Source organism: Pseudomonas wadenswilerensis (assembly GCF_900497695.1).
GTDB classification, from domain to species: Bacteria; Pseudomonadota; Gammaproteobacteria; order Pseudomonadales; family Pseudomonadaceae; genus Aquipseudomonas; species Aquipseudomonas wadenswilerensis.
This window is the reverse complement of the sequence record NZ_UIDD01000007.1, coordinates 585,714-604,677: the sequence shown is the minus strand read 5'-3', so window position 1 is coordinate 604,677 and position 18,964 is coordinate 585,714. Positions and strand designations below refer to the sequence as shown.

Annotated in this window: 20 protein-coding genes; 11 read left to right on the top strand and 9 right to left on the bottom strand. The window is 60.6% G+C overall.

Translation table 11 applies throughout. The annotated features are described in order from the left end of the window. Nucleotides 1-41: 41 nt before the first annotated feature. Nucleotides 42-2,516, top strand: coding sequence for a TonB-dependent siderophore receptor (locus CCOS864_RS13865; RefSeq protein ID WP_415842489.1), 2,475 nt, complete (start codon nt 42-44; stop codon nt 2,514-2,516). A 39-nt stretch (nt 2,517-2,555) separates the two neighbouring features. Here the strand turns inward: CCOS864_RS13865 and gcvA are convergent, their stop codons facing one another. Beyond that, a complete protein-coding gene (gcvA, locus tag CCOS864_RS13860; RefSeq protein ID WP_095162736.1) occupies nt 2,556-3,425 on the bottom strand; it encodes a transcriptional regulator GcvA in 870 nt (289 codons plus the stop codon). 150 nt (nt 3,426-3,575) lie between these two features. Here gcvA and CCOS864_RS13855 point away from each other — a divergent pair, with 150 nt between their 5' ends. Beyond that, the gene (locus CCOS864_RS13855; RefSeq protein WP_115086824.1) at nt 3,576-4,520 is read left to right on the top strand and encodes a DMT family transporter; all 945 of its coding nucleotides are present in this window, start codon (nt 3,576-3,578) and stop codon (nt 4,518-4,520) included. 28 nt (nt 4,521-4,548) lie between these two features. On the opposite strand, the gene CCOS864_RS13850 is transcribed toward CCOS864_RS13855, so the two are convergent. Next, the gene (locus CCOS864_RS13850) at nt 4,549-4,935 is read right to left on the bottom strand and encodes a hypothetical protein (RefSeq protein WP_208644377.1); all 387 of its coding nucleotides are present in this window, start codon (nt 4,933-4,935) and stop codon (nt 4,549-4,551) included. Between the two features lie 296 nt (nt 4,936-5,231). On the opposite strand from CCOS864_RS13850, the gene CCOS864_RS13845 reads away from it, so the two are divergent. The 7 genes from CCOS864_RS13845 to CCOS864_RS13815 all read left to right on the top strand — a co-directional run bounded on the left by CCOS864_RS13845 (nt 5,232) and on the right by CCOS864_RS13815 (nt 11,035). Continuing rightward, a complete protein-coding gene (locus CCOS864_RS13845) occupies nt 5,232-5,588 on the top strand; it encodes a hypothetical protein (protein WP_038995487.1) in 357 nt (118 codons plus the stop codon). A 37-nt stretch (nt 5,589-5,625) separates the two neighbouring features. Then, nucleotides 5,626-6,705, top strand: a complete 1,080-nt coding sequence (locus tag CCOS864_RS13840; protein WP_038995486.1) for a S1 family peptidase — start codon at nt 5,626-5,628, stop codon at nt 6,703-6,705. 14 nt (nt 6,706-6,719) lie between these two features. Continuing rightward, entirely contained in the window at nt 6,720-7,655 is a 936-nt protein-coding gene (locus tag CCOS864_RS13835) for a hypothetical protein (protein ID WP_038995485.1), read from the top strand. Beyond that, on the top strand, nt 7,649-8,347 hold the full coding sequence (locus CCOS864_RS13830; protein WP_095162742.1) for a M12 family metallopeptidase: 699 nt from the start codon (nt 7,649-7,651) through the stop codon (nt 8,345-8,347). The genes CCOS864_RS13835 and CCOS864_RS13830 overlap by 7 nt, the downstream gene beginning before the upstream one ends. 16 nt (nt 8,348-8,363) lie before the next feature. Further along, on the top strand, nt 8,364-9,008 hold the full coding sequence (locus CCOS864_RS13825) for a DUF1353 domain-containing protein (RefSeq protein ID WP_208644376.1): 645 nt from the start codon (nt 8,364-8,366) through the stop codon (nt 9,006-9,008). Nucleotides 9,009-9,076: 68 nt separating this feature from the next. Beyond that, nucleotides 9,077-9,775 carry an MOSC domain-containing protein gene (locus CCOS864_RS13820; RefSeq protein WP_115086823.1) on the top strand — a complete coding sequence of 233 codons (699 nt, stop codon included), beginning with the start codon at nt 9,077-9,079 and terminating at the stop codon, nt 9,773-9,775. A 336-nt stretch (nt 9,776-10,111) separates the two neighbouring features. After that, nucleotides 10,112-11,035 (top strand): EamA family transporter, encoded by a 924-nt coding sequence (locus CCOS864_RS13815; protein ID WP_052251506.1) that lies wholly within the window; start codon nt 10,112-10,114, stop codon nt 11,033-11,035. Nucleotides 11,036-11,082: 47 nt separating this feature from the next. On the opposite strand, the gene CCOS864_RS13810 is transcribed toward CCOS864_RS13815, so the two are convergent. Then, nucleotides 11,083-11,898 (bottom strand): gamma-glutamyl-gamma-aminobutyrate hydrolase family protein, encoded by an 816-nt coding sequence (locus tag CCOS864_RS13810; RefSeq protein WP_115086822.1) that lies wholly within the window; start codon nt 11,896-11,898, stop codon nt 11,083-11,085. Between the two features lie 366 nt (nt 11,899-12,264). On the opposite strand from CCOS864_RS13810, the gene hpaR reads away from it, so the two are divergent. Together hpaR and CCOS864_RS13800 are read left to right on the top strand one after the other, a co-directional pair. Next, on the top strand, nt 12,265-12,687 hold the full coding sequence (gene hpaR, locus CCOS864_RS13805; protein ID WP_010222002.1) for a homoprotocatechuate degradation operon regulator HpaR: 423 nt from the start codon (nt 12,265-12,267) through the stop codon (nt 12,685-12,687). A 161-nt stretch (nt 12,688-12,848) separates the two neighbouring features. After that, nucleotides 12,849-13,142 carry a hypothetical protein gene (locus tag CCOS864_RS13800; protein WP_115086821.1) on the top strand — a complete coding sequence of 98 codons (294 nt, stop codon included), beginning with the start codon at nt 12,849-12,851 and terminating at the stop codon, nt 13,140-13,142. 42 nt (nt 13,143-13,184) lie between these two features. On the opposite strand, the gene CCOS864_RS13795 is transcribed toward CCOS864_RS13800, so the two are convergent. From CCOS864_RS13795 to CCOS864_RS13770, 6 genes are all read right to left on the bottom strand, one after another. Continuing rightward, nucleotides 13,185-14,339, bottom strand: a complete 1,155-nt coding sequence (locus tag CCOS864_RS13795; RefSeq protein ID WP_115086820.1) for an acetyltransferase domain-containing protein — start codon at nt 14,337-14,339, stop codon at nt 13,185-13,187. 198 nt (nt 14,340-14,537) lie between these two features. Then, the gene (locus tag CCOS864_RS13790; RefSeq protein ID WP_115086819.1) at nt 14,538-15,326 is read right to left on the bottom strand and encodes an amino acid ABC transporter ATP-binding protein; all 789 of its coding nucleotides are present in this window, start codon (nt 15,324-15,326) and stop codon (nt 14,538-14,540) included. A gap of 18 nt (nt 15,327-15,344) precedes the next feature. Next, complete coding sequence (locus CCOS864_RS13785; RefSeq protein ID WP_115086818.1) at nt 15,345-16,586, bottom strand: NAD(P)/FAD-dependent oxidoreductase; 1,242 nt, start codon at nt 16,584-16,586, stop codon at nt 15,345-15,347. A 25-nt stretch (nt 16,587-16,611) separates the two neighbouring features. After that, nucleotides 16,612-17,322, bottom strand: coding sequence for an ABC transporter permease (locus CCOS864_RS13780; RefSeq protein WP_115086817.1), 711 nt, complete (start codon nt 17,320-17,322; stop codon nt 16,612-16,614). Further along, entirely contained in the window at nt 17,319-18,038 is a 720-nt protein-coding gene (locus CCOS864_RS13775; protein WP_115086816.1) for an ABC transporter permease, read from the bottom strand. Before CCOS864_RS13775 ends, CCOS864_RS13780 begins: the two co-directional genes overlap by 4 nt. 143 nt (nt 18,039-18,181) lie before the next feature. Next, complete coding sequence (locus CCOS864_RS13770) at nt 18,182-18,940, bottom strand: transporter substrate-binding domain-containing protein (protein WP_010222010.1); 759 nt, start codon at nt 18,938-18,940, stop codon at nt 18,182-18,184. Between the last annotated feature and the right edge of the window lie 24 nt (nt 18,941-18,964).

The following is an 18,964-nucleotide window of genomic DNA, read 5'->3' as shown; positions in this document are numbered from 1 at the left end:
CGATTTCGCTGAGGGGATTCGGTCACTGGCGTGTCCTCGTTATGGACAACAACCTCGAACGAGCCAACACCTCCATGCCCGACTCCATGATCCGCCCCAGCCTGCTGGCCCTTGCCATCGCCCTGGGCAGCAGTGCGCCGCTGTACGCGCAGGCGCAAACCGACAGCAGCGTCAGCGCCAGCCAGCGTTTTGATATCCCGGCCGGGGACCTGGGCGAAGCCTTGAGCCACATTGCCCGCCAGTCCGGCCGGGTGCTGTCGGTCAAGCCGGCACTGTTGCAGGGCAAGCGCTCGGCAGCGGTCAGCGGTCAGTTCACTCCCGAGCAAGCGGCAACCCAGGCCCTCAATGGCAGCGGTCTCAACCTCAACATCACCGCCGGCGGCACCTGGAACCTGGTGCCGGCCGAGCAGAGCGGGGCGCTGGAACTGGGCCTGACCCAGATCGTTTCCAACGCCGGCGAAGAGGCCTGGGGGCCGGTCCAGGGCTATGTGGCCAAGCGCACCGGCACTGCGACCAAGACCGACACCTCAGTACTGGAAGTGCCGCAGACCATCAACGTCATCACCCAGGATGAAATCAAGGCGCTTGGCTCGCAGACGGTCACCCAGGCCCTGCGCTACACCCCGGGTATCACCGGTGGTGGTTTCTCCGACCGGGTCGGGATTTTCGACGAGCCGACCTCCCGCGGCTTCAGCCCGACGCCGCTGTACCTGGACGGCCTGCACCTGCCTTACGGCGGCGGCAGTACCGGCGGTGCGCTGCAGATCGATCCGTACGCGCTGGAACGTATCGAGGTGATGAAGGGCCCGGCCTCGGTGCTCTATGGCCAGAACCAGCCAGGTGGCCTGATCAACATGGTCTCCAAGCGCCCGACCGCGACGCCGCTGCATGAAGTCAAACTCGGTGGCGGCAGCCAGGACCGGCGTTACGGCGCGTTCGATTTTGCCGGCCCGGTGGATGACCAGGGCGAGTACCAGTACCGCGTGACCGGCATGGGCCTGGACAAGAACGGCGAGGCCGACTACGTCGAACAGCAGCGCTACATGATCGCCCCGAGCCTGACCTGGAACCCCAACGAGCAGACGCGCCTGACCGTTTACGGCCACTACCAGCGCGACAACGGCGTGCCGGAAGCCCAGGGCCTGCCGGCGGTGGGCACGGTGTTTGCCAGCCCCAATGGGCGGATCAAGCGCAGCCGATTCATCGGCGAGCCGGGGGTCAACTCCTACGATCGCGAGCAGTACACCTTTGGCTATGAAGTCAGTCATGAGCTGGACGACGTCTGGACCCTCAAGCAGAACACCCGCTACGCCTACGTCGATGACAAATACCGGGCGCCGCTGCACGGCTACGCCTTCGTGCCCAACCCGGTCACCGGGGCCGACGACCAGAGCGCGATGACCCGCTACGGGGTCGACTGGGCCCAGCGCAACAAGGTGTTTGGCATCGATAACATGGCCCAGGCCAAGTTCAACACTTTCGACGTCGCCCACACCCTGTTGATCGGCGTTGATTACTACCACTCCAACTCCAAATTCCTCGGCCTGTACGACCGCAATCCGCCGGTCATCGACCTGTACAACCCGGTGTACGGCAAGCCAATGAACTTCGGCCAGCCGTTCAAGTGGGACCGCACCATCAATCAGACCGGCCTGTACGTGCAGGATCAGCTCAAGTGGGACAACTGGTTCCTGACCCTCGGTGGCCGCTACGACTGGGCCGAGGCCGATAACAAGGAGCCGATCGCTGGCACCCATACCACCGTCAAGGACGAGAAGTTCACCGGCCGCGCGGGGCTTGGCTATGCCTTCGACAATGGCGTGACGCCTTATGTCAGCTACTCCGAGTCGTTCCTGCCGCTGAGCGGTGCCGACTACGCGGGCAAGGCGTTCGAGCCGTCCACCGGCAAGCAGGTCGAGGCGGGTATCAAGTACCAACCGCCTGGCCAGGACAGCTTCATTCAGTTGTCGGTGTACGAGATCAACCAGCAGAACATCCTCACCGCCGACGTCGGCAACCCCGGCTTCAACAGCCAGGTCGGCGAACTGCGCTCGCGCGGCGTCGAGCTTGAAGGCAAGGCCAACCTCACCGATAACCTGGGCCTGATCGCTTCGGTATCGCGCAACGACGTGGTTTACACCAAGGACAACGATGGCCGTGAAGGTCGTCATCCGTCGGGCACCCCGCCGATGACCGCATCGCTGTGGCTGGACTATCACTTCACCGGTGATACCCCGATTGCCGGCCTGGGCATGGGGTTGGGTGCACGTTATGTGCGCGGCAGTGACGGCACCGATTTTGCCGATGGCCACTTCAGCATCCCGTCCTACACCGTGTACGACGGCATGGTCTCCTACGACTTGCAGCAGTCGCCATTGCGCCTGAAAGGGGTGAAGTTGCAGGTCAACCTGCAGAACCTGGAAGACAAGGTGTATGTCAGCCGTTGCACCAGTGACGTGGATTGCTACTACGGCGAAGGGCGGACCATTACCACTGACCTGACCTATAACTGGTAAGACCGACTTGCCCGGCGATGGGCTGCAAAGCAATCCCTGCTAGCGACAAGCCAGCAACCACTGACGAAACCCGGCCACCTGCGGCCGTTCCAGTGCCGTCGCCGGGTACACCAGGTAATACGCCAGCTCACTGGCGATGCCCTGTGCAAAGGGCGTCACCAGCATGCCTTCATCCAGCTCCCGCTGCACAAAGCCGCGGCGCACCAGCGCCACGCCCAGCCCCGCTTTGGCCGCTTCAATCGCGCCGTTGCTGTCTACGAACAAGGTACCGCCACTGGCCTCCACCTGTGGCGCCCCGGCTGCATCCAGCCACATCCGCCAGTCGTGGCGGTGCTCATCGTGCAGCAGGTGCACGCTGGCAAGGTCGCCGGGTTGGTGCAGGGCGTGGATGTTGCGCAAGTGCGGGCTGCACACCGGCACCAGATCATCATCCAGCAAGCGTTCGGCGACCAGCCCGTCATAGCGGCCATAGCCATGACGCACCGCCAGGTCGATGCCGTCGCGGGCGAAATCCACCAGGCGCTTGCAGGCGCTGATGCGTACATCGACACCGCTTTGCTGCGCCTCGAAACCGCCTAGCCGTGGCAGCAGCCACTGTACGGCAAACCCGGGTGTGCAACTGAGCGTCAGTACCTGTTGTCTGGCGCGAGCAGTGAGGGCACTGGTGGCCTCACGAATCATGCGAAAGGCGCTGCGCAGGGTCGCGAAATAGTCCTCGCCCTCCGGGGTGAGGCTGAGGCTGCGCGGGCGGCGGACGAACAACTGCACGCCCAGGGCCGCTTCCAGTTCCTTGATCTGCAGGCTGACCGCACCGGGGGTGACGCACAACTCGCGGGCGGCAAGGGTGATACTGACATGCCGGGCAGCGGCTTCGAAGGCGCGCAAGGCGCTGAGTGAGGGGAGGGTCATGACGCTTTAGTTCACCTCAATCATCTGGCGAAAAATGCTCGTTTGTCGTGGTGCTGGTGCCCATGAATACTGGCATTGAAGGGCTCCAGAGGCTGCCAATTGACCTTAGCAGAGCTCAATCTCGATCGCCCGTTTGAGGAGTTAGCCACGATGAACAAAGTCATGAGCCTGAGGGAGTGGGGCCTGTTGATTGCCCTGTCGCTACTGTGGGGTGGTTCGTTCTTCTTCAATGGTATTGCCGTAAAGGAACTGCCGCCTTTCACCCTGGTGATGCTGCGCGTGGGGCTGGCGGCGCTGGTACTGCTTGCGCTGGTACGGCTGCTGGGGCTGTACATGCCGCGAGAGTGGCGGATCTGGCGGGCGTTTTTGGCCATGGGGCTGCTCAACAACCTGCTGCCATTCTGCCTGATCGTCTGGGGCCAGGCCCGCATCGGCAGCGGCCTGGCCTCGATCCTCAATGCCACCACGCCGCTGTTTGCGGTGATCGTTGCGCACCTGCTGACCGAGGACGAAAACATCAGCGTCAACAAGCTGGCCGGTGTTGCGCTGGGCTTTGTCGGAGTGGCGATCATGATTGGCTCGGCGGCTTGGTCCGGCCTGGACGGCAACCTGTGGGCACAACTGGCAGTGTTGGCGGCGGCCTTGTCATACGCCGTGGCCGGGGTTTACGGGCGGCGCTTCAAGGTCATGGGGGTGGCGCCGCTGATCACTGCCGCCGGACAGATCAGTGCGTCGGCCGTCTTGTTGGTGCCGCTGGCGTTGCTGATCGACCTACCCTGGAAGCTGGCCGCGCCAAGCCTGACAACCTGGGCGGCGGTGGCCGGTTTGGTGTTGCTTTCCACCGCGCTGGCCTATGTGGTGTTCTTTCGTATCCTGGCCACGGCCGGGGCGACCAACCTGATGCTGGTGACCTTCCTGATTCCGCTCAGTGCCATCGTGCTTGGCGTGCTGGTGCTGGGGGAGCGTCTGGAGACCAGGCACTTTATCGGTATGGGGCTGATTGCCCTGGGGTTGGCGGCGATCGATGGGCGCTTGCTGAAGTGGCGGCGGGTGGCGGCGGAGGATCCGGACAGTTTTATCGGCCGGGATATTTAGGTCGCAGTCAGCTTGCCGCGCTGCTGTGTCAGGCATCGCGCAACAGGTCATGGGCATCGAGCAGCCGGTAGGCAATCTCCGGTTGCTTCTCCAGCGCCCGCCGGATCGCCGCCGGAATATTCTGCCGGGTCTTGCGACACAAGCCCGGCAGGTCCTCGATTTGAATATTGATGCCACGCATGGTCCGCACTTCATTGAAGCTCGGGGTGATCTGCACGCGAATGCCCAACTGCTCATACAAGCGTCGTTGCATGTGCTCCAGGTCCGCCAGGCTCTGCAGGTTTTCCAGGCGTTCGAGCAGGCGCTTTTCTTCCTGGCGGGTCAGCAGCAGGATGCGCGGGTCCTGCAGCGTCTCGCGGCCGCAATCGCAGGCGCCGGGCGGGCAGGGGGTGCGGGTGGGCAGGGTGGCGTTCATGCCTTGCAGCATAGCGAGGCAAAGGGCGTTCTGCCTACGTGAGCGTGATCAAACCCAGGGCTGGGCTAATCCTGTTTCAATTTGGAAGCACAGGCCGCACGGGGTTGGCAACCTGCCGCTATATAGAGGTTGGCGTTTATTCGAAAAACAATAAGGAAAAAATAATGACGCAAAAAATAAAGCTGCTTTACTTAACTTCATATCCGTCTGTCATGGATCCAAAGCATTCAGTAAAGGTGCCAGAAATCAGTTTATATTGATCGGTATTTACGCTTTTATACTTGGAGGGTTCGACAATGAAACTTGCTGTCGGAGTGACCTGTGCGATGCTGCTTGCGATGACTTCGTTGGCCCGGGCTGAGCACCTTGAAGGCCAAGTTCGCGAAGCCATAGAAGCGGCGATGCAAGGTGAATGTTCGGAGGTATTGAGTACAATGGTAAAGGCAAGCTGTGAGGGCCAGATAGATCGCATGACGCAGGCTTTATCCCAGTTGGGCCCGTTGGCCAGCGTCGAGTTCAAAGGTAATGAAGATACGCCCTCAGGTTCGGCCGAGGTCTACCAGGCCACTCACGCCAATGGCAAGATGCTGTGGCTGGCGATCAAGGCACCCAGCGGAAAGTTGAGTATGTTCTGGTCGCCAGGCCCTCAATAACGGGGTGTTAAATATGCGCTGCCTGATGGTATTGGGTATGCTGTTCTTATTTCTTCCCGCGTGGTGTGTTGCCGGCAGTGAAGCCACGTTGATATGGGATGCTCATCATCAAAAAATAGTGCATGTCGAAGTAATTGGAAAGTTGGCGAACGGTACCAGTGAGTTGGTTCAGGCCGCCTCAGGGTTCCGCGTGGCGCAACCTTACGTTGTCACCAATGCCCACTTGTTTAGTTCGATCGGTAACTATGACTCTGTGCAGATCAATGTACGTTTGGAGTCGCGTAATACCAATCCCTACTCGGCTCACCTGGAAATTACCGACACGGATGTGGATGTTGCCCTGCTAAAGGTCGACGGTCTGCCTGTAGAAGCCGGTTGTCCGTACTTTCTGGTCACGGATTCCAACGCAGTCCGCCCGGGGGCTGACCTGTTTTTTCTGGGATTCCCTATCGATGACGTGCTGCGCATATCAGTCGGCATCCTTTCGATCAATGCCGATCCGACGCTTGCGTTATGGCAAACCGACGCCAATTTGAATGTCGGCAACAGTGGAGGGCCAGGCTTTACCAGTGGCGGCTATCTGGTCGGGATTGTCAAAGGCGCTGTAACTGGCTTCCAGGTAGGTGAGCAAACCAGTAACGTGCAAGGTATTGCGCAGTTCGTACCTTCCATCCGCTTCCAGCAGAGCCAGGTCGGTAAACGCGTGCTGGAAGAGCAGGAGGATGTCAGGTGCTTGCGCGCGGTCGCCATGAACGCTGACGGATCGTTCGGCCTTGGCAGCGATCCACTGGCGCCCATCGACAAGCCCACGCCATTGACGCTGGCCCTGCCGGTTGCGCTGAACTGGAAGGATGGTTCGCCGTTACCGACACCACGCAAGTTCAGCGCCAGCGACAACTATAGAATTACTCGTTGCAAGTTTGAAGGTGTGTCGGTTGAGGGGGCTGAAGTCTGGTGCACTGCCAGCGAATCGGGAACTTATGCCACGCTGGATCTCAAGCCTGTAGGTGCACAAGAGCCAGGTAAAGCACGACGGGTGGTCGGACGGGTAGTGTTGGATCAGATCCCGACGGCAATGGGGTCAGTTGCCCGGCTCCAGTCGCCGGTGGCGAAATGAACAGGGGACCACGAGTGCTGCTGATTCTGTTGAGCGTGATCGCCGCGACGCAGGCTGTTGCGCAGGACTGGTCGAAGCAAGCGATTCGCGTCGAACACAGCACGGATAGGCTGGCCCGTTTGCACGACAAGATTCAGAGCCAAGGGACTGCAGCGCTCAAAGACATCGCAAGCCAGGTCGAGTGGGTGATTTCAGTCAATTCCAGCAGTGAGCCAAACTCGATCTATAACGCTCAAGGGCGCAAAGTTGAGATTCCTGACGCTTTTGTTGCCAGGACTATAAACCTGGCTCGCATGGCAACCCTGGCTACCCAAAGTGGGGAGCTCAACTGCATCGCTCGCTACCGCAAGCACATGGATAGGACTGGGTCGCGCACGGTTCCTGAGAAGTACCTTGAACAGACAGGCGCCGATTGCAGCGCGATGCGGGCACGCTTGCCGCTTGGTGCGCTTCAAGAGGCCCGGGCCGAACAAGAGCTTGATGCGACGCTTGAGTTTGCTTATCTGCATGAACTCGGACACCAATATCACAACCACTATCGCGTGCCTTTACCACCTGATGTCGCGACCCCGCAACACCAGTGCGACTATCTGCGCATCAAGGCACTGTATCGGGCTATGGAGTACGAAGCCGATGATTTCGCGGTCGATGCCCTGGCCAGCCTTGGGGATTCGGCGATTGTTCTATCGATGGCCAACATGTGGTTGCCAGAGCCCGTAGACCCCGACCCGGGGAACATTGCGCGCAGCGAAATGCTCTCGCAACGGCTATCGGAGCATCCGGTTTCGATCTTGCGCTACATCCGGGTCCTGGATCGAACCTCCGGGGTGCTGGCGCGCCAACCTAACGTCAACCCCGAGATTCTGCAGATTATCCAGCAGTTCATCGACGTGCAGAAACGCGCCGAGCAATTTATTGCCGAGAGCGACGAAGAGCTCTCGCCATGTTGAGTCGCATGGCCGGGGTTGCGATAGGTCTGAGTGTTGTTCTGCTGAACCAGACAGGCGCAGCGCTCGCTCAGCCGGCTTTACCCGCAGGAAAGATCATAGAGCAGGACTTCGGCACCATAGTGCGATTGAGCAAGTGGCCCGGCACAACCATCGCGGTGTGCTGGGAGAGCCCCCAAAGTACGGACAGGCAGTTGCGGGAAGTGGTCAAACGTGCCGTTGAAGACACCTGGCAGCGTAACAGTGCGTTGCATTTCGAGGGCTGGCAAGCCTGCCAGGCTGCCAGTCCGGGCATACATATCAGAGTTGCTGAGGATCACCCCCATACCAAGCGAGTAGGCAGATACCTGGATCAGATGCAGGACGGCATGGTGCTCAACTTTCGCCCCGAACGCTGGAGACCTTCCTGTCACTGGCAACTGGAATTTTGTGTGGCGGCCATCGCGGTACATGAGTTCGGCCATGCCATTGGCTTTACCCATGAGCAGAACCGACCGGATGCTCCTGAAGAGTGCAAGGCCGATTCGCAGGGGATCCGTGGCGACTACCTGGTCACTCGCTATGACCCATCGTCGATCATGAACTATTGCAATCCGGTTTGGATTGGAGACGGAAAACTCAGCCAGCTGGACATAGCATCCGTGCGGACAGTCTATGGGGCACCTGTGGTTTCAGCTGTGCACCCAAGCCCATAACGCAGAGGGAAATGAAATGATGACCCGACGTACAACACTGGCGTGTCTTGGCGGCGCCCTGATCATGCCGATGCTTGCCTGCACAGCGAGGAAAGCCGACACAGCGGTGGACTATGCGGATCAGGGAGTGGCTGATGAGTGGATGCGTCAGTGGATGAACGAAGCTGGTAAACGCTCGCCCACTGGTGAGCAGGTACCGGTGGGGCCGTTGTTCATTGGGCGATTCGCCGACCCAGTGTACTACTTGAGGGAGCCCATCGGCTGGAGGCCTGGGCGGGGCGAAATCGGCAAGCATGAGGCGGTCGAAGTGCCTGTCGGTTTTGTGACTGATTTTGCCAGTATTCCCAGGGAGTTTTATTCACTCCTGCGACCGGACGGTCTTTATGCGTATGCAGCGGTTATTCATGACTATCTGTATTGGGACCAATCCCTTGAACGGGACGCTTGCGATGAGATCCTCAAACTGTGCATGAAGGATTTCAGGATTGACTTCGCTACGGTTACTACGATCTATACCGGCGTTCGTACCGGTGGCTGGAAAGCCTGGGCTGACAACGCTGAACTCAAGCGCCGAGGTGAAAAACGCATTCTCAAGCGTTTTCCCATGGATCCGACGATCCGCTGGGCACAGTGGAAGGTGCAGCCAGGTGTCTACCGTTGACGCTTGTTGCCAATTGAGTAACCAGGCTGTAATAGAGACAGTCTTGACATCTGTATAAGAGTGAACCCATGCAGAAGCAGCAACTGACCCTAGACAACGTATTGACCGGCCGTGCCGTGCCCTTCACCCGACCGGGTTCAGCCAGCGCCATCGCCAAGCTACCGCGCGACGGTGAGGTAGCAGTGACCGCGCTGGGCCTGGCCGGCGACGAGCAGGGTGATTTGCGCGTGCATGGCGGGATCGAAAAGGCCATCCACCACTATCCGCGTGAGCACTATGCCGCCTGGGCTGCGGAGTTGGGCGAGCAACCGCTGCTGCAAGCACCGGGCGCTTTCGGCGAAAACCTCAGCACGAGTGGCTGGACCGAACAGACCGTCTGCCTGGGCGACCGTTTTCGCGCTGGCAGCGCCCTGCTGGAAATCTCCCAGGGTCGCATGCCGTGCTGGAAGCTCAATGACCGCTTTGGCGTGAAGGACATGTCGCTGCGGGTGCAGCAAAGCGGCCGCACCGGCTGGTACTACCGGGTGTTGGAGGAGGGCGTGCTGGCCGCCGGTATGGACATCGCGCTGATCGAGCGGCCGCATCCGCAGTGGTCGGTGGCACGCTTGTCGTCAGTGCTGTTCGACAAGCAGGTCGACCTTGAGGTCATTCGCCAGTGCCTGGAACTGCCGTTGGCTGCCTCCTGGCGCCGGACACTTTCGCGGCGTCTGGAAAAGGCCGAAGTCGAGGACTGGGCACCGCGTTTGCAGGGGCCTGTACAGGGATGACGTAGCAACTCACAGCTGCGTGGTTACATCCTTGGAATCTTTTCCGCGGCTGCGGTCTTTAGAGTGTGCCGCCAGTCGGCACCTCTCGATTCCACAGGATCTGGAATACCCCATGAAGAAAGTCATGCAATCGCTGCTGGGTGCAGTCGTACTCGGCCTGGGCACTGCTGTGTTTGCGGCAGGTGGTCCGTAAACCGGAGACATGCTTTACAGGTCTTTCCCTAGCTGGGATAACCAGGATCAATCCTTCGTGAATGTCAGAGAAGTCGCATTTCGACAAATCTGAATATCGAATAGGCTCAGCGCCTCCTGCCTCTGGCCCCGCCTGGTCCTTCCATGTCGCCTTTAGAGTCCGTAACGACAAAGTCTAAGCAGCTAATAGGCAACAGCAACTTACTTGCGATCATCGCTGGGGTGGGCGCCAATATCTGGTTGGGAGGGTCGGCACTGTACTGGAAGGCGCTGCGGGAAATTTCACCCTTGGTGCTCGTTGCGTACCGGGTGTTCCTTTCGCTGGCTGTGTTGATGCTGGTGCTGGTGGTACTGGGCAAGCTGATTACGCTCTACCGGAATTTAACGCCCAAGAGTGTGGTCGTTCACGGGGTAGCTGGATTACTCCTGGCGACGAACTGGGGAGTATTTATTTACGCCTCCATCCAGGGCTACGTTCTGGAGTCTGGTCTGGGGTACTTGATCGCTCCCTGCATCACGGTAGCGGCCAGCGTGTTGATGCTGAGCGAGCGATTAAGCAGGCTGCACTCCGTTGCCTTTCTCCTGATTGGCATCGCACTGGTCTATTTGGTGGTGTACGCAGAGGGGCTGAATACTGGCATCTATCTGGCGATAGCACTTACGTGGGGCGGGTATGTGTGTCTGAAAAGGTTTTCGATGATTGATGCCTTTTGTGGCACTACGCTGGAAACGTTACTGTTATCACTGATCTGTCTCGGAGCGATGTTTTTTACTTCGTGGGATATGGCACTACCTAGGACGTTGCCTCAGTCGACGTCGATTATCCTGCTACTTGCCGGGTTCGTGTCGGTCTTGCCTTTACTGCTGATCGCTTTTTCGGCCAAACACTTAGCGTTGACGACAATGAGCGCATTCCAGTTTCTGTTACCAACCACTCAGTTCGTACTGGCTGTAGTCGTGTACAAGCAGCCGATCAACGTTACCGTCGCGACAGTTATAGTGTTTGTCTGGATACTATTGGCACTGCTCGTGGCCATGCCAGCGATGAAAAAAATGTGTCAGCAGTGATTTGAACTGGTCCCAACGAATCACGAAGGAACCAGTTCAATCAACAATCAGGCAGCCGTACCCAGCTTCTTCACCGCCTGACCCTTGGCAGCCTGCTTGCGGCAGGCTTCACCAAAGGCCTGGAACATCTTCACCGAGTCCGGGTTTTTCGCCGCTTGCCATTCCGGGTGCCATTGCACCGCGAAGAGGAAAGGCGACAGGCTCGGGGCATGGATGGCTTCGACCAGGCCGTCTTCGGCGCGGGCCAGGGGTTCGATGCCTTCGCCGAGGTTTTTCAGGCCCTGGCCGTGCAGCGAGTTGACGCGGATTTCATCGCTCTGCAGCAGCTTTTGCAGCCAGCTGCCTTGCTCCAGTTTGACGCTGTGAACAGCGCTGTACTGCACGTCGACCGGATCGTCCGGGTTTTCCCGGTGGTCGTTGAAGCCTGGCTCGGCGTAGACCTTCTGGTAGATGTCACCACCCAGGGCCACGTTGATTTCCTGCATGCCACGGCAGATGCCGAAGATCGGCAGGCCACGGGCGATGGCCAGTTGCACCAGCGGCAGGTCGAACAGGTCGCGGTCACGGTCCTGGGCCTTGCCTGGGGTTTCATTCTCCTGGCCATAAAGGGCCGGGTCGATGTTGCTGCCGGCGCCGGTCAGGTAAACACCGTCAGCCATGTCCAGGTAGGCTTCGAGGTCGTCTGTACCGCAGCAGGTCGGCACCAGCACAGGTACGCAACCGGCGTGTTCAACCAGCGGTACGATGTATTTGTGGGTCATTACCTGATAGTCGTGGCCTTTGCGCTCCTGGGAGCCCATGGTCATCAGCACGACGGGTTTGCGAGAGGTTTGATTCTTATTGCCAATGTTGCTGTTGGGCATATGTCACCTTGGGACAGGCGCAGCCTGTCATTATTGTGCAGGCGCGCCGCTGAAACCTTTGCGCTGCCTGAGGTTTCGAGCACTGCCGGTACGCCAAGCAAGGGGCTGTATCCGGTCGAAACCTGTCATATAGCTTGCCAGAGCCGTTTAATATGTCAAACGACTTCAGATTGCACGGGCGAAGCTTGAGATTGCCTGAATGCAATTATTGGCTGCAGGCCCCGGTAACCGGTGTGGCGCCTGCTACGGCCAGTTAATTATATTTAACAAGCGTCCGGTGTATGGCCGAAGCAGCGCCCGTGCAGCTTTGCTGCATCGCGCAGTTTCTCTTAAGCTGGCTGTCACCGATGACTACCAGCCTGAACCATGCCCACTCCAAGACCGTCCCTGACCCTGACCCTGTTGCAAGCCCGCGAAGCCGCCATGGCCTTCTTCCGCCCCTCGCTCAATGCCCATGGCCTGACCGAACAACAATGGCGGGTAATCCGCATCCTGCGCCAGCAAGGCGAACTGGAAAGCCATCAACTGGCCGAGCAGGCCTGCATCCTCAAGCCGAGCATGACCGGCGTGCTGGCGCGTCTGGAACGCGATGGCCTGGTGCGGCGCAAGAAGTCGACCCAGGACCAGCGCCGGGTGTTCGTAGGCCTGACCGAACAGGGCCAGCAATGCTTCGTCGACATGAGCGAAGACATGGAGCACAACTACCAGCGCATCCTCGAACAGTTCGGCGAAGACAAACTGCAAGCACTGCTGGGGCTGCTCAATAGCCTGAAGAACATCAAGCCCTGAGCGCCGTTTTGGCGCGCTGGCCGCTTGCTACCTATACTGTGCCCATCCGCAACAGCGTGCCGTCGTTGACCGGAGCCAGGCGCCTCTGTTCCCGTGGTCGTGACTTTCTGTAGTAGCCGGACGCGAGTCGTCAATTCATAACGCTACAAAGGGGTTGGATCATGGATATTGTCAGTCTGATCATTCAGATTGTTGCCGGTGTGGTGGGCGGCAACGCAGCCGGTATGAGCAAGCAGAGCATGGGCCCGTTACTCAACTCGATTTTCGGTGGGGTTGGCGGGGTGATCGTCGGGCAGATACTCGCGGCCTTGACCGGTGAACCCGGCGCTGCAGTGGCGGCGGGCGGTTCACTCGATCTGCCGGCGCTGATCAGCAGTATCGTCGGCGGCGGTGTCGGCGGCGCGGTGCTGACCTTCATTGCCGGTTTTATAAAGTCGAAAATGCATACCCAGTAAGCGGTGACGGGGCTGCCCCTGCTTGCAGGGGCACGCCTTGGCTCAGAAGTATTTGAGCCAGCCGATATCCCGGCGCCGGGCCTTGAGCCTGGCGAACCAGCAAACCGGCGGATAGAGCGCAATGCTCAAGACAATTGCCGTCAGCCATATCGCCCAGACCCCGTCGAAACCAAAGTAACTGTCCTGGTTCAGGCCAAAGCAGGCGACGGCGATCAGGTACAGCAACTTCAGTACGTACAGGTGCAGCAGGTAGAAGAACATCGGTGCTGCGCCGAACACGCTCAGCACCTGTATCGCGCGGTTGCTTTGCAGGTGCTCGAACCTGCGCAGCAGCAACACGCCGACGCCCAGGGTCAGGGCCAGGAACAGTAGCGACGGCGGGTATTTGGTGATGTTGAAGACGCTCATCAGGGTGCGCAGCGTGGTTTCACCGACCTGCCACTGCGCTTCGCCGTAACCGTTTAGCAGGCGCAGCAGCACAAAGCCGACGAGGGCGCCCAGGCCGGTGACTAGCAATTTGCGCTGACGTGCCAGCGCGTCCGCACCCCCGGCAAACCAGGGGCCCATGGCATAGCCCAAGGCAATTACGCCGATCCACGGCAGCAGTGGGTACGAGGTGCGCAGGCGCAAGCTGTCCGACACTTCGATCCAGCCGCGGTCATGCAAGATCGCCCAAGGGATGTGCATCGCCGAACCTGCAGCGAAGTGCAGCGGATCGAGCAGGTTGTGCCCGGCGACGATCAGCGCGCCGAGCACCAGCACCAGCGATCGCGGCAGCCACACCAGGCCGGCCAGGGCGATCATGCTCAGGCCGATGGCCCAGATCACCTGCAGGTAGATCACCTTGGGTGGCAGCTCCAGGGTCCAGGCCAGGCTGACCAGGGTAAATTCCAGTAGCACCAGCACCAGTCCGCGCTTGAACAGGAAGGCCGAGAGCGTGGCCTTGCCCTGGTGCTTTTCACCATACAGATAAGCCGACAGGCCGGTGAGCAGGACGAACACCGGGGCGCACAGGTGGGCGAGGGTGCGGCTGAGGAACAGCCAGGGGTCGGTGTTGGCGACGTCCATCGGGTCGCTGACCTGACGGTGCAGGAAGAAGGTTTCGCGCACGTGGTCGAGCAGCATGAAGACAATGACCAGGCCGCGCAGGGCGTCGATGCAGAGCAGGCGTTGGTTGGCGGGTGGGGCGGTTGGCATGGGTGAGGTCGCTGGCGTGGAATTGCTAAGTTATGCGTTATAACATAACTAATATGCCAGACAATGAACAAGGGCTGCTGCGCAGCCCATCGCCGGCAAGGCCGGCTCCCACAGGATTGGCGCTGGCCTTGAGAGCTGCGCAGAACTTGTGGGAGCTGGCTTTGCCGGCGATGCAAGGCGAAGCCTTGCCCAAAGGCCTCAGTGCAGTATCTGCGCCAGAAACCCTTTGGCCCGCGCACTCTGCGGGTTGTTGAAGAACGCCTCGGGGCTGGCGTCTTCAATGATCTGCCCACCATCGAGAAACAGCACCCGTTCCGCCACCTGGCGGGCAAAGCCCATTTCATGGGTGACGCAGAGCATGGTCATGCCGGTATCGGCCAGTTTCACCAGCACATCCAGCACTTCGGCGACCATCTCCGGGTCCAGCGCCGAGGTCGGTTCGTCGAACAGCATGATCTTCGGTTTCATGCACAGCGCCCGGGCTATCGCCACCCGTTGCTGCTGGCCGCCGGACAGCTGGCTGGGGTATTTGCCGGCCTGGCTTTCGATCCCCACCTTGTTCAGGTAGAAACGCGCTCGATCTTCGGCTTCCTTGCGCGACAGGCCGCGTACGCTCATGGGGGCCAGGGTGCAGTTGTCGAGCACGCTCATGTGCGGGAACAGGTTGAAGTGCTGGAACACCATGCCGATTTCGCTGCGCACGTCGGCAGCCTGGCGAGTGGTCAGGGCAAGGTCGGTGTCGTTGACACGGATGTTGCCCTGTTCGGCAATTTCCAGGCGGTTGATGCAGCGGATCAGTGTCGATTTACCCGACCCGGAAGGCCCGCACAGGACGATGCGTTCGCCTTCACGCACGTTGAGGTTGATGTCGCGCAGCACATGGAAGGCGCCGTAGTGCTTGTTCAGGCCCTCAATGGTCACCACGATCTTGCGTGGATCAACCTGAGGGGCAGGGGAAGGGCTAGCAAGGCTCAGTGAAGCGGTCATGTTGTTATTCTCCCGCGATCAGTTGAAGCGGTCCGCGCGGTACGGCGCAGGATCGGTGAATGGGGTTTCGCCGGTCATCATTTCTGCCAGCAGGCGGCCGGTCACCGGGCCCAGGGTCAGGCCGTGGTGGGCATGGCCGAAGTTGAACCACAGGCCTTTGTGGCGAGCGGCCGGGCCGATCACCGGGCGCATGTCCGGCAGGCACGGGCGGCGGCCCAGCCAGGGCTCGGCATCGACCCGCTCACCCAGCGGGAAGACCTTGCGCGCCAAGGCTTCGCAGCGCTGCAGCTGGATCTGGTTGGCAGCATCGGTGCTGGCGGCGAACTCGATGCCGGTGGTCAGGCGGATGCCCATGGCCATCGGCGCGAGCACGTAACCGCCCTGGGCATCGCAGATCGAATGCTTGAGTTCGGCGCCGTCACGCGCCCGGTAGTGCATGTGATAACCGCGCTTGATCTCCAGCGGAATGCGATAACCCAGCGGCTTGAACAGCTCGGCCGACTGTGGCCCGAGGGCGACCACCACCTCGGGTGCGGTGATTGGCCCCTGGCGGCTGTCGACCTGCCACTCGCTGCCGATCTGGCGCAGGGTGCGGGCGTCGCCGTGGATGAACTGGCCGCCACGCTGCACGAACAGCGCCGCATAGCCGCGGGTCAGGCCGCCGGGGTTGCTGACGGTCTTGGGGTCGAGCCAGTGGATGCCGCCGACCGCATTGTCGCTCAGGTCGACCTCGCGCTCGTGCAGCTGCTGGCGGTCGAGGATTTCGTATTTCAAACCATATGACTTCAGCGCGTGGGCACCGGCCACGGCGTTGTTGTAGGCGTCCTCATTGCGGTACACCTCGATCCAGCCGTTGGCCTTGACCAGTTCGCCGAGGCCCGCTGCGTCGATCAGCGCGTCGTGTTCTTCGACGCAACGCTGCACCAGTGGCAGCATGGCCTGCGTGGCCACGGCCAGGCCCGCTGGCGAGGAGTTTTTCCAGTACTTGAACAGCCACGGGCCGATCTTCGGCAAGTGGGTGAAACTGTAGCGCACGTCGGGCTGGCGGTTCAGGCCATAGCGCAGCAGGCTCGACAGATCATGGGGGAAGGCATAGGGGATGACGCTGGAGCGCTCGATCAGCCCGGCGTTGCCGTGGCTGGTGCCGCTGCCGGGCTCTTCGCGGTCGATGAGGATCACCTTGCGCCCGCGTGCCTGCAGATGAAGGGCCGTGGAGATACCGACGATGCCGGCGCCCAGAACAATGGTTTGGCAATGCATTGGAACGTTCCTCACAAGCAGGCGGTCAGCGCAGGTGGCGGCCCAGGCGGGCTTCTATGTGTTTGAGGCTGCGGCGCACGATCTCGACGATCAGCAGGTAGAGCACGGCGGCCCACAGGTAGATCTGGAAGTCGAAACTGCGCGAGAACGCCAGCTTGGTCACCCCCATCAGGTCGTAGATGGTCACCAGCGAGGCGATGGCGCTGGCCTTGATCATCAGGATCAGTTCGTTGCCCAGCGGGCCGATGGCGACGATCAGTGATTGCGGCAGGATCACCTTGAAGAACGTGGTCGAACGCTTCAGGCTGAGGGCCTTGGCTGCCTCGTACTGACCGGGAGCGACCGCCATCAGGCTGCCGCGGAAGATCTCGGCCTGGTAAGCGGCGGTGTTGAGGGTGAAGGCCAGCACCGTGCAGTACCAGGCATCCCGGAAGAACCACCACAGACCGACGTCCTGCCAGAAGCCCTTGAGCGAGCCCAGGCCGTAGTACAGCAAGAACAGCTGGGCGAGCAGCGGCGAGCCGCGGAAGAAGTAGATGTAACCTGCGCTCAGGCGTTGCAGCACCAGGTTGTTCGACAGCCTGGCCAGGGCCAGCAGCATGCCAAGCAGGGCGCCGAGGGTGAAGGACAGTGCCACCAGCTTGCCGGTCACCAGCAGGCCGTCGATAAAGCGCGGGCCGTAGCGTTCCAGCAGGTCGGGGTCGAGCACCAGGGCCAGCAGTTGATCGAAGCTCATGTACGTGCCCCCCGCAGATGACGGCTGAAGTACTGCTCGATGAAATTGAACACCCGGCCCGACAACGCCGAGAACAGCAGATAACCCAGGCAGGCAACGCCGTAGAAGAACATCGGCTCCTTGGTCACGCTGACCGCAAGGTTGGTCTGGCGCATCAGGTCGACCAGGGAGATGGTCGACACCAGCGAAGTGTCCTTGAGCAGCGACAGCCAGTTGTTCGACAGGCCCGGCAGGGCGATGCGCACCAGCTGTGGAAAGACCACCTTGCGAAAGGTAGTGGCCTTGCTCAGGCCCAGCGCCGCCGAGGCTTCGTACTGGCCTTTGGCGACAGTCTTGAACGCCGCCAGCCAGATCTCGCTGGAGAACGCGGCAAACACCAGGCTGAAGGCGATCATCGCCGCCAGGAAGGTGTTGATCAGCACTTCACCTTCGTAGCCCATGGCGGCAAGAATTTTCTGCGCGGCAATCTGGCAGCCGTAATAGATGATCAGCAGGGTCAGAAGCTCCGGCAGGCCACGAAACACGGTGGAGAACACCGTGGCGGCAGCACGCGGGAAGCGCTTGGAGGAACGGGCGGCGAGCGCGACGCCCAGGCCCAGCGGCAAGCCGATGGGCAGGCAGGCCAGGGCCAGGGAAATGGTCACCAGGGCGCCGGCCAGCAGAGCCTGGCCCCAGCCGCCGCTGGCGAAGGAAAGCAGTGACAGTTGTTCGAGCATGCTCAAACCCTCTCGCAAGACAGACACACAGCCCCGTGGGAGCCGGCCTTGCCGGCGATGGCATCGACACGCATTCAGTCAGTGCGCGGCGTCTGCATCGCTGGCAAGGCCAGCGCCCACAGGTCCCTCACAGGACGTGAGATTTACTGGTAGATATCGAAGTCGAAGTAACGACTGGCGATCTTCTGGTAGGTGCCGTTGGCGACGATTGCGTCCAGGGCCTTGTTCAGGCGTTCGCGCAGGGCTTCATCTTCCTTGCGCACGGCAATCGAGGCGTCGGCCTTGGTGCCGTTGACGTCGCCAAGGATCTTGCAGCAGTCCTTGCCGGCCTTGCCCAGCCATTCGGTCAGCGGGAACTTGTCGGCAATCACCCCGTCCAGGCGCCCGGCGGCGAGGTCGGCATTGGCTTCATCGAGGGTCGGGTAGAGTTTGACGTCGGCGCCGGCCTTGCCGTAGACGTCCTCGGCATAGATAGCCTGGGTCGAGGAGGATTGCGCGCCGACCGTGTAGCCTTTGAAGTCGGTTTGCGCGTCGGTGATTTCACTGTCCTTGGCCACGGCCACCGACAACGGGGTCTTGTAGTAGTGGTTGGTGAAGGCGATCTTCTTGCGCCGTTCTTCGGTATTGATCATCGACGCCACCACGGCGTCGTATTTCTTCGCCATCAAGGCCGGGATGATGCCTTCCCAGTCCTGGGCCACCAGGGTGCATTCGACCTTCATCTGCTCGCACAGGGCGTGGGTGATGTCGACGTCGAAGCCGTGCAGTTTGTTGTCTGAATCGACGTAGTTGAACGGAGGGTAAGCGCCTTCGGTGGCGATCTTCAGGGTTTCGGCCTGGGCCATGGTCGAGCCGGCGAGCAGCAGGGCGCAAGCCCCTGCGAAGCGGATAACGGGTTTCATGACACACCTCGATCTGTTGTTGTT